Genomic DNA, 13,109 nt, shown 5'->3' with positions numbered 1-13,109 from the left:
TGAAGAACAAAAATGGTTAAAGAATTTGCATATAGAGGAATTCCAAAAGAAGAACTTGACAACATGTCATTAGAAAAATTATTCCAATTATTCAATGCAAGACAAAGAAGATCTCTTACTAGAGGAATTACCGATGGTAAAAGAAAACTAATTGAAGAGATCAAAGCAGCAAAAGCAGGCAAATTAAAAAACCCAATCAAGACTCATGTTAGAGATTTAATTATCCTACCATACATGGTAGATGTTACAGTAAATGTTTTCTCAGGAAAAGAATTCAGACCAGTTACAATCAGAACAGAAATGATTGGTCATTACTTGGGAGAATATGTCATAACAAACAGAAAGGTTTCACACGGTGCACCTGGTGTAGGTGCATCAAGATCCAGCCTTTACGTGCCATTGAAGTGATTATTATGGGTAGATTCGGTTACGCTTTCCAAAATTATGATGCAACAAGACATGTACGTTCTTCAGTTAGAGAAAAAGACATGTCTCATAAACATGCAAGAGAAGTTGCAGTTGCAATCAAAGGACTATCAATTGAGAAAGCAAGAGATTACTTACAAGCAGTAGTAAACAAAGACAGAGCAGTTGCATTTAGAAGATACAAAAACCAAGTAGGACACAAAGCAGACCCAGGAATGATGTCAGGACGTTACCCACAAAAAACAGCAAGAGAATTCATCAAAGTTTTAGATAATTTAGAATCAAATGCAGAATACAAAGGAATGGATTTAGATAGATTAAAGATTGTAAATGCAACAGTTCACAAAGGAGTGATTGTAAAAAGATTCATCCCAAGAGCAATGGGAAGAGCAACTCCAAAGAACAATGTATTAACACATGTAGAGTTGGTGGCTCAGGAGATTTAGAAATGTCATCTGTGAAAAACGTAATCAAAGACAACTACAACATGATGCTACTCAAAGATTATCTTAGAGACGCAATCAAAGAAGCAGGATTTTCACATGCAGAAATCTCAAAGACGCCAACAGGTACTAGAGTTGCATTACATGTTACAAGACCAGGAATAGTTATCGGAAGAAAAGGTTCAGGAATTAGAGACCTTACTGACAAATTAGCAACAGACTTTGGATTAAAGAACCCACAAATTTCAGTGGTAGAGATTGAGAAACCAGAATTATCACCAAGCGTGATGTGTAACAGAATGGCTTCACATCTTGAAAGAGGTACCGCGTTTAGAAGAGCAACCATGTGGACTCTAAAACAAATTATGGAAAATGGTGCAATGGGAGTTCAAATTACAATTTCAGGTAAACTAAGAGGAGACCGTTCTGCATTTGAAAAACACACAGCAGGAATTTTACCAAGAGCAGGTCATCACGCAGAAGTAATTGTTGCAGAAGATATTGCACATGTAGGAACTGCAATGGGATTAATCGGAATTAGAATTAGAATAGCAAGAAAAGAAAAATTTGTTCCAGAGTTTGAAATGAAGGCAGAGAAACCAAAGAAAGCAAAACAAGTCAAAGATGCAGAGACAGGCAAGATGAGAGATGAAACCGCAGCAGAAAAGAAAGCAAGAACAGAATCTGAACAAATTGCAATAGAAGAAGAGAAGATGAAAGATCTTGAAACATTAGAAGAAGAGGAGGCCAAACTCAAATGACCAGAATCAGCATGAAGACAATTAAACAACTAAATGAAAAAGATCTAAAAAGCAAGATCCAAGAATCAAGAAGCGAACTTGGAAAACTTAGAGTAGATGCAGCTAAAGGAACACTCAGAAAAGAAAGTGGAAAACTAAAGCCAATACGACACGACATTGCAAGAATGCTGACTAGACTAAACGAGATGAAGAAAGAGAAATGATTACAGCAGATAACATCACATCACATGAATTTATCGGATTAAACACAGAGATTGTACAATCAACTAATCCACAAGTTATAGGATTAAATGGAAGAATTGAAAATGAAACAAAATCAATGTTTACAATTAACACAGAAAATGGAATGAAATCAATTGCAAAATCAACAAGCAATTGGAAATTCTCAATTGATAGTAACGATGTTATTGTTGAAGGGTCCAGAATTGCAAAAAGACCATTTGATAGAATTGGAGGAAAGGCATGACTAGAAACATCGGATTAAAAGTAAAAGAACCAAAAAGAGAATGTGAAGATAAAAACTGTCCATTCCACGGAGAATTAGCAATTAGAGGCAAACTCTTTGATGGTAAAGTAACAGGAAGTAAAGCAAAACAAACTATCACTTTGCAAAAAGATGCACCAGTTTACTTTAACAAATTCAAGAGATATGCAAGAGGTAAGAGCAGTATTCATGCTCATGTTCCTGGATGTATTGATGTTGAATCAGGAGACAATGTATTGACTGCAGAATGCAGACCAATATCAAAATCAGTATCATATGTTGTTGTGGAGGTTAGATCATAATGGCAAAACAAGCAGGTAAAGGAGTAGAAGAATTCCGCCCATATGTAACTAAAGTAATTCCAGTAGGGGCAAATATTGTGTGTGCAGATAATTCTGGTGCAAAAATTTTAGAAGTAATTAATGTTCCAAGACATAGAACAAGAGCATCAAGATTGCCTTCAGCATCAGTTGGTGACTTTTGTAATGTTGTTGTAAAGAAGGGACCAGCTGAATTAAGAAAACAAGTGTATGGTGCAGTTATAATTAGACAAAAGTATCCAGTTCGCAGATTAAACGGTGTAAGAGTTTGTTTTGAAGACAACGCAGCAGTGTTGATCACTCCAGAAGGAGAAACAAAAGGAACAGACATCAAAGGACCAGTAGCAGCAGAAGCTTCAGAAAAATGGCCAAGAGTAGCTAACTTGGCATCAATGGTGGTATAAGAAAATGAAACCAACTAAAATGCGTAACAAGATGATTTATCGTGCATCTTACCAAACAAAAAGTAAACAACTTGGTAGTGCACTATCAAAAGATCTTCAGAAAAAATATGGAAAGAGAAGTGTCAGAGTAAATGAAGGAGACAGTGTTACAATTCTTAGAGGAGAATTCAAAGGAGTAGATGGTAAAGTTGCAGAAGTATCTACAGCGAAAAGTAGTGTTGCAATTGAAGGAGTAAAGAAAGAAAAAACAAAAGGAGACAAATTTGATGTATTCATTCACACTTCAAACTTACTAGTCACATCATTAAACACAGAAGACAAATGGAGAATAGCAAAACTCGAGGGTAAAGACCCAAGAAAGCAGCCTAAAGAAGCACCAAAAGCAGCTGAAAAACCAGCAAAAGAGGAACCAAAGAAAGAGACTCCAAAAGCAGAAGAAAAACCGGCCAAAGAAGAGCCTAAAGAAACAAAAGTAGAGAAAAAATCCGAAGAAAAGGAAGATGAGAATTAATGGTAAGTATTTCAGGTAGTAAAAAACTCAAACGTCAAATGGCACCTCAATTCTGGGGCATTGCCAGAAAAGACAAGAGATTTGTAATCACAACAAGACCAGGACCACACAAAAAACATCATGCAGTTCCAACAGCAGTGTTCCTAAGAGACATGTTAAAAATTGTAACAAGTCTTAGAGAAGCAAAGACTTCAATCTATACTGGAAAGGTAAAGATTGACGGTGTTGTTAGAAAATCATTACATCATGCAATTGGATTAATGGACGTAGTTGAACTAGAAAATGTTTCAGATATTTATCGTCTTGTCCCAACAGATGGTAAATTACTAAAACCAATCAAAATTAACGAATCAGAAAAAACAAAGAAGCTTGTAAGAGTTACAAGTAAAACTACAATTAGTAAAGGAAAAATGCAAATTGGATTCCATGATGGACGTTCAACAATTTCAGATACCAAAGTAAGTGTTGGTGATGTGTGTTTAATACAAGTACCAGATCAAAAAATTCTTGAAGTAATCAAATTAGAATCAGGTAATCACGGATTAGTAACACGTGGAATTAACGCAGGACAAATCGGAAAGATTGAAAGTATTGAAGAAGGTACATTCATTCTTCCAAAAAGAGTCATTCTATCTTTAGGAGATAGAAAAATCGAAATTCCAGCAGACATCATTATGCCAATTGGAAAAGAGGAACCAGTAATTCAATTAAAGTGATAATATGTCTCAAACAACAGAATCCCCAATGAAAAAAATCTCCTTAGAGAAAGTTGTTCTCAACATGGGAGTTGGAAAATCAGGAGATGTGATTGAGATTGCAAGTAGAGCTTTAGAGCAAATTTCAGGTAAAAAACCATCAGCACGTAATGCAAAAGAGACACAAAGGGATTGGGGAGTTAGAAAAGGCGAACCAATTGGTGTTGCAGTAACAATTAGAGGCGATGATGCTAAAGCATTATTGAAAAGATTGCTTGAAGCAAAGGGAAATACAGTAAATGGAAGAGCTTTTGATAACTTTGGAAATTATTCATTTGGAATTAGAGAACATATCGATATTCCAGGTGTAAAATACGAACCATCAATAGGAATTCTAGGTCTTGGAATTTCAGTCACACTAACTAGACCAGGTTATGGAATTAGAACAAGAAGTAAACACAAAGCAAGTGTTGGAAAATCTCACATTATCACAAGTCAAGAAGCAAAGGATTATCTAGTAAAAGAGTTTGGAGTGACGGTAGCATAATGGCAAAAGATAGATCATACGAATTTACTGGAAGAAAAAAGCATGACTTTGGCAGAGGATCAAGATGGTGCAAAAGATGCGGAGATTATACAGCAGTTATCCAAAAATATGATTTAATGATATGTAGACGATGCTTCAGAGAAGTAGCAACATCTTTAGGATTTAGGAAAAATCGGTGATAGAATATGCCAGCAACTAACATTTTAGCAAATCTATTCGTTACATTATACAATAATGAAACAAGAAGAAAAGGTGAATGTACAATTCTTCCAACTTCAAAATTAGGAATTGAAGTTCTCAAAACACTTCAAAAAGACGGATACATTGGAGAGTTTGAGCACATTGATGATAAAAGAGGGGGAAAATTCAAAATCAAATTATTGGCAAAAATTACAAAGTGTGGAGCAATTTCACCAAGATTCAAAGTAAAGACAGACGAATTTAACAATTGGGAACAACAGTATTTGCCAGCATATGATAGAGGAATGCTTCTAGTTACTACTAATCAAGGAGTAATGTCTCATCATGAAGCAACACAAAAAGGAATTGGAGGATTTTTGATAGGATATGTCTACTAGTCAACTTGAAAAAATGCAAGATCAGGTAGAAATTCCTGAAGGAGTAACAGTCACACAAAACAAAAACATGTTATTATTTGAAGGACCACTAGGTAAAACTCACAAAAATTTCAGAAACATTCCAGTAAAAATTGAAATTGCAGATGGCAAAGTAAATCTCAAAACAATTGGTGAGAGAAAAAGAGACTATGCAATATTACACACTGCAAGATCAATTATTAGAAATATTTGCGAAGGTCTAGTAGAAGGATATACAATAAAAATGAAAGTAGTCTTTGCACACTTTCCAATTACAGTGAAAGTAGAAGGTAAAAAAATTCTAATTGAGAATTTCCAAGGTGAAAGAGCACCAAGAAGTACTCACATTATGGGAAATACAAAAGTAATTCCAAAAGGAGAAGACGTACTTCTTACTGGCGAAGTTTGGACAGACATTACACAAACTGCTGCAAATATTGAATTAACAACTAAAGTAAAAAATAAAGATCATAGAGTTTTCCTAGACGGCATCTACGTCTATGAAAAGAAAAAAGGTATAGAAAAATAGATTCTAGTTTTTCTAATGACCCTAGATCCTGAATTTTCTAAACAAACAACAGACCTAATTCTGCAGACTTTGGAATTATACAAAAAATCAGGAGCATCTCCAAGAGTTGGTGAGATTTGGAATTGTGAAAAAATTGGAGATTTCTTGTGCGGTTTTTTTGTTGGAGAAATGGTGGGTTCAGCACTTAGTGCATTTCAAGTTGTGCATCAAAGAGAACCTACTGCAGATGAACACCTGGAAATAATCGAATTGGTAGAAAGTCATTCAAAAGAAATTAAAGAATTTTTTGCAAAATTTAACTAAACTACTAACAACTTTGGTCTAAATTGTATAGTCGCAAGGATTAAATCACTTTTGTCAAGGTACAAACATGTTGCCGCCCTAGCTCAGCGTGGTAGAGCATCCGACTGTTAATCGGACGGTCGTCAGTTCAAGTCTGATGGGCGGCGCCACTTATTTCTAAACTCGAGTTTTGAAACATTTTATTTTGACACTAGTAACATAACCACAAGTATAGAAAAATAATATTTCTAAATTCGAATTTAGAAATATTGATCGGTTGACAGTAATTGGTTTACACTATTAGACAACATAGATCTAATAGATGATCGCATATTTAGAATAATGCAGGAGGTTTACATTGGTCAGAACTAGAAGGGCCAACAGATATTGTGTTGATTGTAGCGCAAGACTAGTGTATTACCCAAGATTATCAAACCCAAAAGCACCAAACGAACACAGAGTACTTGTTTATGCATGTCCAGATTGTACAGATGACTTTGAGAAACCAAAAATGTTCTCAATTAAACGAAATCAAGTAGAAGATCCGTTAGAAACTGTGGAAATAGAGATTACACAGTTACAGAAAAAAGCAGCTACTGCAAAATAATTTTAAGAAAATGTCCCATCCTGAAAGACCTAGAAGTAATCTATGGTTTTTGTTGCCGATTTTTTTTGGAATACTTGGAGGAATCGTTGCATATTTCATCATACGTAAAGATGATCCAAAAAAAGCAAAAAATTGTTTGTATGTAGGACTTGCTTTAATGGTTGCAGGGTTAGTTTTCAATGCAATTATTGCATCACTCATACCTGAGTTTGGTCCTGGTTTCAGAGTAAATGTTTAGCATAAAATGCATGTTTTACAAGTAAAGATTTACAATGTTTCAAAATTCGAGTTTAGAAATATTATAAATTCAGTACTGTGATCAAATGATTTAGAATCATATAGAACCACTTTGAATAATTTGTAATGAACGCGTCAAGAATGAGAGATAATGTGGAAAGATGGTTAATTCATGAAGGATTAAAATTTGAAGATATTAAAAATCCAGAAAATACTTTTCAAATTCTAGTAAAACACGCAGGTCCAGCAGGGGTACCTGTAGAAATTTTTGAACCAAAGGCGCAACAAGGTGTTTTGGTAATCGGTTCTAAAGTAAATATGAAAAATAATCAGATTGCAAGATATTTGGGGTTTAGTGAAGATGAGAAAGCGAAATTTGAGAAAAAAGTAGCAGATTATTGCTATACTATTCAAGCTATCAACAAAAATACAACCGAAGATGGTAAGCGAAAGATAGGGGTTTATGTCGTACTAGACAAGGAAGGGAATATCAATCAACAAGAGTTGTTTGATGCAATGGACAGAGTATCAGAAATGCATGAAAAAACTGCAAGATTTTTGATGAAGACTTTCTAGAGTATAGACGATTTATCAGTTATACGCGGGCCTTATATCAAAAATTACCTTATTCTAATCATGAAAAGAAAAACATCAAAATCAAAACCAAGAGAACTTACAATTTCTACAACAGAATTGTCAAGATTTGGAATGGGGGTAATGAATAGAGCCCTCAGAGTAGTAAACACTGCAAAACAAGGTAAAATTACAATTAGACTAGAAAAGCAGTAAATCTAGAACCTTGTTTCATCAAAAGGGCATTGTCCCCTTTTTCCAATTTTTAGAACATATTTCTCAGATAAACCAGGGTTTTAGGTAATATTTCTGTCCAAAAACCCCCCTATTTTGGCATACAATGTATTCTTTCATAGGAAATATTCATTCAAGTTTTAGAAGAATTGAAGAGTTTAGAAAAAATCCCTAAAACCACATATTTCATAGAATTATGCCTAGGCGTTAAACCCCCCTCTAATTTTACCCCAATTAGGCACAATACCATTTTTTCAAAATCAGGCGTTTTGTGGGGGGGTTGAACACTTGTGCCTAGATATGAAATGCAACCCTCAAACCACCCTGATGTCCCAGCTAAACAGGTATGATCTTTTATTGTTAGGCGTGAAAGCTAAACCCCTGTTTTTTGTTGAAAAAATCCAGAAAAAAACCCAAAATTATTGGGGATTTTATGCCACAAAATATCACAATGAAAAATTAAGACTTGATAAAATATCAAAAAGGATTATCTTATTGGATACAATCCATTAACATCTACACAGACGTTTGTGAGTTCACCATCATTAAAGACAGGAGTAAGGTCAAATGAGATTATTGCAACAATGTTTTCACCACCATCGAAAGTATTACTTTCTCCAGTCATAGGATTAACACTGTCTAGTGTTTTTACACCATCAAATACAATATTTTCACCGTAAATTTTTACCTCACCAGGAGCATGATATGAAATATCTGCAATTTCTAAACCGGAACATGCATTATTCACATCACCATCATCAGTAAGAGTCACATAATGACTATGCCATTTTGGATCTTCTGGTCCATTTTGTACTGCACTTTCCAAAAATCCACCGTGTGTAGCAGTCACCAAAATTGTATCAAAGAAGTTTTCTTCAGTAACAACACCATAACCATATGAAACACCAGTACCATCTTGTGGAATTTCAGTAGTTGCAGTAATTCTGACTTTGAATTCATCACTAAAAGACAATGCAATTGCCGTAAATTCATGGATAGAGGCAGCTACTGCAGGAGACATCATCAAACTAGACACTACAAATACTGCTAGTATTGATCCCAAAACTACAGTTTTATCCATAATGTATTTACCACTTTTGGGAATTTAACCCTTTCTAGTTCCCAGATCTGGGAACTACATTATTTATTCCTAATTTACCAAAAATTAGGCATAAAATTACCGACTTTGCAAAAGTATGCAACTATATATCAAAAAAACCACGTCTTTTTGTGGCAGGAATAGGCGTAGTGATCGTAATTGGAGGAATATTGGTCTCAATGGGGGCTGCAATGTTCATGTACACACAATATCAGACTAATTTTATTGAGACTTATGCAGGAGAAACAGTTACTGTAGGTCCAGTTGAATATGTGATAACATTTGAAGGTACACATGAGGGAGATAAAGAAACACAACCAGAAAACACATTTGTAATGATAGGAATTGCTGCAAAATACATTGGAGATGAAGAAAGAACACTATTATCAGGAGGGCAATTTTACATTGTTGATGAAAAAGAACAAAAACATGAGGCAGTTTATGGGGAATTTTCATCAAAAGATCTACTGTTAGAGTGGTTAGAACCTAACAAACCAGTAGAAAAAACAACTCAGTTTGATATCCCATTTGATGAAGAAAAAATGTACAAAATAATTATCAGACCACAAAAAGAACAGTCAACAGTTGATACTGCATTAATTTGCATAACAAATTGTTGATCGGAAAAATAAAAACCAGAAATAATTGTCAAGTTTTTCTATTATTTACATAATATTGTGTGACTTTTACCATATAACACACATCATTTTTGAAAAAAATCATGGCAATGTCTAGAGCCAAAAGAGCCGAAGCAGCTAAGAAAGCAGCAAGAACTCGCAAGAGAAATGCAGCTAAGAAAGCAGCTGAAGCCGCAAAAGCAGCAGCATCTCGTAAGAGAAAGGCAGCACGTAAAAGAAATGCAGCTAAGAAAGCAGCTCCAAAAAGGAGAACTGCAGCTAAGAAAGCAGCTCCAAAAAGGAGAACTGCAGCTAAACGTAAGGCCGCTCCAAAGAGAAAAACTGCAGCTAAAAGAAAAGCAGCTCCAAAGAGAAAAGCCGCAAAACGAAAGGCAGCTCCAAAGAGAAAAACTGCAGCTAAAAGAAAAGCCGCTCCAAAGAGAAAGGCAGCTACTAAACGTAGAGCCGCTCCAAAGAGAAAGGCAGCTAAACGTCGACGTTAAGCTGTCTAGGCAACCTTTTTTCTACATTCTAAATTTATTATGTTTCTAAATTCGAATTTTGAAATATTCTAAATTGTCAGTCTGACATTTTTAATTCAGGCAAAACAAAAACTTTGTTTGGTTTTATTTTTAGTATGATTCTTTTTTCATCATCACGTTTGAATGGATAATGTTCACGGTCCATGTATTGCTGTGTAAGTTTGTCTGCATGTTTGTAATCATAATCAGGAATCAATTCTTCAACAACACCACGTATTGTTGTCATATCAAGAGGATTATTTTTTGAAACAACAGAAACTGCAACTCTAGGATCACGTAAAACATTTTTGTGTTTTATTCTTCCTTCAGCAGTATTTACCAAAACATAACCGTCTTCATAATTTGCCCAAACAGGTGAAACCTGTGGAGACCCATCTTTCATCACAGTTGCAATGTATACAAGATTTTTTTCAGAAAATAATTTTACAGCTTTTTCATCCATTAATTTCATTTCTCCATATTGTTGGAAGTTGTTCAATTTTTGTAATGATTTCTAATGCTTTTTCGTTGTCTTTTTCTTGCATTGCAACTGAAAACTCATATCCAAGTCGGATCGCTTCAGGTGAAAGATCTTTTATTGATTCAAGATCTTTACCTTCAATTTTGATTCTCTCACCAATTGCACACATTTTCCAATTATCAGACATGTCTTGGTGTTCTTGACCAAGTTGTTGTTGAACGTGTTGACGCCAATTTGTAAGAGTCATCTTTTCTATGAGATCTTCAGTTTTCTGGCTGTAAAATACGCGAACCATGCAAGAATTTCTTGTAAGAAATACTTAGGTGTAACGATTATTTTTTGCCAGAATTTTCAAGTACATTTGTCATGGCACGGTTCATTATCTCCATAACCAAATACTGAGAATATTCTTCAGATTTTTTGCCTTTTGTTTTTCCAGTTTTCGGAGTTAGTCCTTTGAGAATTTTCTCAATTTTTGTGGATGTATTGTCTATGATTTTAGAATATTTTGATTCAAAATCTTCAGGGGTTTCAAAATCAAGTAACTTTGTAGAGGTACTGTAAAATTTTGTAATTGCACCACGAGATTCTTCAATTTTGACAATTTCAATCAATCCTGATTCTTTTAGAATTTCTAAATGATGACGGATTGTGGTTAATGCTTTTTTGAATCCAGATTTTTTTAATGCAGTCGTAATCTGTTCAGCGGAGAGAGCTTGACGATATAATATCTCAACAATTTTTGCACGTGCAGGGTCTTCAATTGCTCGAGCGTGTTCAACACTTGTCGTAACAATACGATTAACTTTGATTTGTTTTTCTAGTAACGTAGACATACTGAGATTACGTTTGTTTCTGATCTAAAAGATCCTTGTATCATATTTTTTTGTCTAATCGCATCAATTTTTTTTCACTTTTAAAAAAATCATAATAGTACTAAATTTATCATTATTACTACGATAATTATTGTAATGCAATCAATAATAATTAGACCACTACAATAGATATTGTATTGGATAAAGAATTCTTATAATGGTATGATTTTTTTTGTAAAATCTCAAAAAACCGATGATCAGGGAAGATATGTCCAGAAATACGTTTTTGGGACGGGATTTTGGATATTTCTAAAAATAGAATTCGAGTTGAAAGTTAGCTATTAGTCAACATTGAACACAAAAATGCATTTACAATGATTTACCAGAAATTTTTTCATATGCAGTAACATAACGTTCTGTCATTTTTGAAATAATTTCAGATGGAATGTTAGGTGGAATTGGTTCTTGTCCATTATCACGTGCATCATCAAATTGTTTTTGATATCCATTTGCAGTCAACCAGTCACGCAAAAGTTGTTTATCATATGCTTCTTGAATTTTACCAACTTCAAAGGAGTCTTTTGGCCACAGACGATACTCATCAGGGCCAATAGAGTCACCCAAAGTTATTTGATCATCCAGAATTCCAAACTCTAATTTCAAATCAGCCAAGATAAAACCAACATCATCAGTAATCTTAGCCATTTTTTTGTAAATTTCAATCGAGGTTTTTTCTAACCAATTGTATTGTTCTTCAGAAACTAGATTCATTTCAATTGCTTTGTTTTTATCAATTGGAATGTCATGCTCAGATTTCGTGGTAGGATCAAAAATTGGTTCAGGGAGTTGGGCTGCAAGAGTAGTGTTGGTTCCCTCAGGGACTTGGACTTCTCCCTTTTTCCACCTGCTTACTAAACTGCCATAAAAATAGCCACGAACTACACATTCTATTGGAAGCATTTTCATTTTCTTGACAAGAATTTCATTTTCAGATTCACGTTTTATGAAATGATTTGGAACATCTAGTTCATTGAACCAAAATTCAGCAAATTTGCACAAGACTTCACCTTTTCTAGGAATATCTTGTTTGAATTTTACATCATATGCAGAAACACGATCAGAGAATTTGAAGAGAAGGGTAGATTCATCAACATCATAAAGATCCTTTACCTTTCCACTAGTTAGAAATTCCAAGTAAAATTACTGAGTCATTAGAGGATTTAACTGCTAAGACCCCATCATACCTACCATTTTTGGCATTTCACGGTAAGCCTTGTTAACAAATATGTCATTATCAGCACTAATCATCACAAATTCCATTGAATTTTCAGGAGGGGGAGAAACTATGATCTTTTGTCCAACACTAAGAGTTTGGATATCCAAAATATCACCATCTCCAAAATTAATGTGAAGGTTTGTTATTGGTTTAGCACCAATGTTTTGAATTGTAACTCTGCCCATGGTAAACATTCCTTGTTCATCCAAAAGAGGATCTACAAAGATTTCATAGTCTTGAGTAGCAACAGAAAATTTGAAAAAATCTGCACCAAAAAATATTCCCATTACCACAATTACCCCAACAGCAATACAAATCAATGCCGTGTACTGTTTCACAAAATCCCTATAGTTTTTCTAATAATTAAATGGGTTACTTTACTTCAACGCCATTCCAAAATGCAACCATGTCTTTGATTTTCATAGCAGCATCATTTGGTTCTGCATAATACCATGCACAATCTTTGTTTGTTTTTCCATTTACTGTTACAGAATAGTAATTTGCCATTCCTTTCCAACCACAAAAACTAGTCATGTCAGTTTTCTCAAAGTATTCTTTTTTGATTGAATCAATGGGAAAGTAATGATTACCTTCAACTACAACAGTGTCATCACTTTCTGCAATTACTGTGTCATTCCAAATTGCTTGCAT

General features: G+C 34.4%; 27 protein-coding genes and 1 tRNA gene. 21 read left to right on the top strand and 7 right to left on the bottom strand.

Going from position 1 to position 13,109, the window contains the following annotated elements; genetic code table 11:
- The first annotated feature begins 12 nt into the window (after positions 1-12).
- From NMAR_RS04310 to NMAR_RS09715, 19 genes are all read left to right on the top strand, one after another.
- Positions 13-408, top strand: coding sequence for a 30S ribosomal protein S19 (locus tag NMAR_RS04310; protein ID WP_012215189.1), 396 nt, complete (start codon positions 13-15; stop codon positions 406-408).
- 5 nt (positions 409-413) lie between these two features.
- Complete coding sequence (locus NMAR_RS04305; RefSeq protein WP_012215188.1) at positions 414-872, top strand: 50S ribosomal protein L22; 459 nt, start codon at positions 414-416, stop codon at positions 870-872.
- 2 nt (positions 873-874) lie between these two features.
- Positions 875-1,630, top strand: coding sequence for a 30S ribosomal protein S3 (locus NMAR_RS04300; protein WP_012215187.1), 756 nt, complete (start codon positions 875-877; stop codon positions 1,628-1,630).
- Complete coding sequence (gene rpmC / locus NMAR_RS04295; RefSeq protein WP_012215186.1) at positions 1,627-1,833, top strand: 50S ribosomal protein L29; 207 nt, start codon at positions 1,627-1,629, stop codon at positions 1,831-1,833. The genes NMAR_RS04300 and rpmC overlap by 4 nt, the downstream gene beginning before the upstream one ends.
- Complete coding sequence (locus NMAR_RS04290; protein ID WP_012215185.1) at positions 1,830-2,096, top strand: ribonuclease P protein component 1; 267 nt, start codon at positions 1,830-1,832, stop codon at positions 2,094-2,096. Before rpmC ends, NMAR_RS04290 begins: the two co-directional genes overlap by 4 nt.
- Positions 2,093-2,416: a 30S ribosomal protein S17 gene (locus NMAR_RS04285; protein WP_012215184.1), complete on the top strand. Its 324-nt coding sequence runs from the start codon at positions 2,093-2,095 to the stop codon at positions 2,414-2,416. The genes NMAR_RS04290 and NMAR_RS04285 overlap by 4 nt, the downstream gene beginning before the upstream one ends.
- Entirely contained in the window at positions 2,416-2,838 is a 423-nt protein-coding gene (locus tag NMAR_RS04280; RefSeq protein ID WP_012215183.1) for a 50S ribosomal protein L14, read from the top strand. Before NMAR_RS04285 ends, NMAR_RS04280 begins: the two co-directional genes overlap by 1 nt.
- 4 nt (positions 2,839-2,842) lie before the next feature.
- Positions 2,843-3,349, top strand: coding sequence for a 50S ribosomal protein L24 (gene rplX / locus NMAR_RS04275; RefSeq protein WP_012215182.1), 507 nt, complete (start codon positions 2,843-2,845; stop codon positions 3,347-3,349).
- The gene (locus tag NMAR_RS04270) at positions 3,349-4,065 is read left to right on the top strand and encodes a 30S ribosomal protein S4e (protein WP_012215181.1); all 717 of its coding nucleotides are present in this window, start codon (positions 3,349-3,351) and stop codon (positions 4,063-4,065) included. The genes rplX and NMAR_RS04270 overlap by 1 nt, the downstream gene beginning before the upstream one ends.
- A gap of 4 nt (positions 4,066-4,069) precedes the next feature.
- Positions 4,070-4,591, top strand: a complete 522-nt coding sequence (locus tag NMAR_RS04265) for a 50S ribosomal protein L5 (RefSeq protein WP_012215180.1) — start codon at positions 4,070-4,072, stop codon at positions 4,589-4,591.
- Entirely contained in the window at positions 4,591-4,770 is a 180-nt protein-coding gene (locus NMAR_RS04260) for a 30S ribosomal protein S14 (protein ID WP_012215179.1), read from the top strand. The genes NMAR_RS04265 and NMAR_RS04260 overlap by 1 nt, the downstream gene beginning before the upstream one ends.
- 6 nt (positions 4,771-4,776) lie before the next feature.
- Complete coding sequence (locus tag NMAR_RS04255; RefSeq protein ID WP_012215178.1) at positions 4,777-5,169, top strand: 30S ribosomal protein S8; 393 nt, start codon at positions 4,777-4,779, stop codon at positions 5,167-5,169.
- The gene (locus tag NMAR_RS04250; RefSeq protein ID WP_012215177.1) at positions 5,159-5,716 is read left to right on the top strand and encodes a 50S ribosomal protein L6; all 558 of its coding nucleotides are present in this window, start codon (positions 5,159-5,161) and stop codon (positions 5,714-5,716) included. The genes NMAR_RS04255 and NMAR_RS04250 overlap by 11 nt, the downstream gene beginning before the upstream one ends.
- 15 nt (positions 5,717-5,731) lie before the next feature.
- The gene (locus NMAR_RS04245; RefSeq protein WP_012215176.1) at positions 5,732-6,019 is read left to right on the top strand and encodes a hypothetical protein; all 288 of its coding nucleotides are present in this window, start codon (positions 5,732-5,734) and stop codon (positions 6,017-6,019) included.
- 72 nt (positions 6,020-6,091) lie between these two features.
- Positions 6,092-6,168, top strand: a tRNA-Asn gene (locus NMAR_RS04240).
- A gap of 188 nt (positions 6,169-6,356) precedes the next feature.
- Positions 6,357-6,605, top strand: coding sequence for a hypothetical protein (locus tag NMAR_RS04235; RefSeq protein WP_012215175.1), 249 nt, complete (start codon positions 6,357-6,359; stop codon positions 6,603-6,605).
- A 10-nt stretch (positions 6,606-6,615) separates the two neighbouring features.
- Entirely contained in the window at positions 6,616-6,843 is a 228-nt protein-coding gene (locus NMAR_RS04230; protein WP_148680093.1) for a hypothetical protein, read from the top strand.
- A 125-nt stretch (positions 6,844-6,968) separates the two neighbouring features.
- Positions 6,969-7,418 (top strand): DUF2299 family protein, encoded by a 450-nt coding sequence (locus tag NMAR_RS04225; protein ID WP_012215174.1) that lies wholly within the window; start codon positions 6,969-6,971, stop codon positions 7,416-7,418.
- A 60-nt stretch (positions 7,419-7,478) separates the two neighbouring features.
- Positions 7,479-7,631, top strand: a complete 153-nt coding sequence (locus NMAR_RS09715; RefSeq protein ID WP_187146565.1) for a hypothetical protein — start codon at positions 7,479-7,481, stop codon at positions 7,629-7,631.
- 505 nt (positions 7,632-8,136) lie between these two features.
- On the opposite strand, the gene NMAR_RS04220 is transcribed toward NMAR_RS09715, so the two are convergent.
- Positions 8,137-8,730 carry a hypothetical protein gene (locus NMAR_RS04220; RefSeq protein ID WP_012215173.1) on the bottom strand — a complete coding sequence of 198 codons (594 nt, stop codon included), beginning with the start codon at positions 8,728-8,730 and terminating at the stop codon, positions 8,137-8,139.
- A 149-nt stretch (positions 8,731-8,879) separates the two neighbouring features.
- Here NMAR_RS04220 and NMAR_RS04215 point away from each other — a divergent pair, with 149 nt between their 5' ends.
- Both NMAR_RS04215 and NMAR_RS04210 read left to right on the top strand, forming a co-directional pair.
- Positions 8,880-9,368, top strand: coding sequence for a DUF4352 domain-containing protein (locus tag NMAR_RS04215; RefSeq protein ID WP_012215172.1), 489 nt, complete (start codon positions 8,880-8,882; stop codon positions 9,366-9,368).
- Positions 9,369-9,469: 101 nt separating this feature from the next.
- On the top strand, positions 9,470-9,868 hold the full coding sequence (locus tag NMAR_RS04210; protein WP_012215171.1) for a hypothetical protein: 399 nt from the start codon (positions 9,470-9,472) through the stop codon (positions 9,866-9,868).
- Positions 9,869-9,944: 76 nt separating this feature from the next.
- Here the strand turns inward: NMAR_RS04210 and NMAR_RS04205 are convergent, their stop codons facing one another.
- The 6 genes from NMAR_RS04205 to NMAR_RS04180 form a co-directional block, all read right to left on the bottom strand.
- Positions 9,945-10,349, bottom strand: coding sequence for a PPOX class F420-dependent oxidoreductase (locus tag NMAR_RS04205; protein ID WP_012215170.1), 405 nt, complete (start codon positions 10,347-10,349; stop codon positions 9,945-9,947).
- Positions 10,342-10,662 (bottom strand): hypothetical protein, encoded by a 321-nt coding sequence (locus NMAR_RS04200; protein WP_012215169.1) that lies wholly within the window; start codon positions 10,660-10,662, stop codon positions 10,342-10,344. Before NMAR_RS04200 ends, NMAR_RS04205 begins: the two co-directional genes overlap by 8 nt.
- A 37-nt stretch (positions 10,663-10,699) precedes the next feature.
- Positions 10,700-11,203, bottom strand: coding sequence for a winged helix-turn-helix domain-containing protein (locus NMAR_RS04195; protein ID WP_012215168.1), 504 nt, complete (start codon positions 11,201-11,203; stop codon positions 10,700-10,702).
- A gap of 348 nt (positions 11,204-11,551) precedes the next feature.
- A complete protein-coding gene (purC, locus tag NMAR_RS04190; RefSeq protein WP_012215167.1) occupies positions 11,552-12,376 on the bottom strand; it encodes a phosphoribosylaminoimidazolesuccinocarboxamide synthase in 825 nt (274 codons plus the stop codon).
- 33 nt (positions 12,377-12,409) lie between these two features.
- A complete protein-coding gene (locus NMAR_RS04185; RefSeq protein ID WP_012215166.1) occupies positions 12,410-12,796 on the bottom strand; it encodes a hypothetical protein in 387 nt (128 codons plus the stop codon).
- 34 nt (positions 12,797-12,830) lie between these two features.
- Complete coding sequence (locus NMAR_RS04180) at positions 12,831-13,109, bottom strand: DUF427 domain-containing protein (protein ID WP_012215165.1); 279 nt, start codon at positions 13,107-13,109, stop codon at positions 12,831-12,833.

It is taken from the genome of Nitrosopumilus maritimus SCM1, assembly GCF_000018465.1.
Classification (GTDB): domain Archaea; phylum Thermoproteota; class Nitrososphaeria; order Nitrososphaerales; family Nitrosopumilaceae; genus Nitrosopumilus; species Nitrosopumilus maritimus.
Note: the sequence above shows the minus strand (reverse complement) of the source record. Positions and strands in the feature narration are given on the sequence as shown.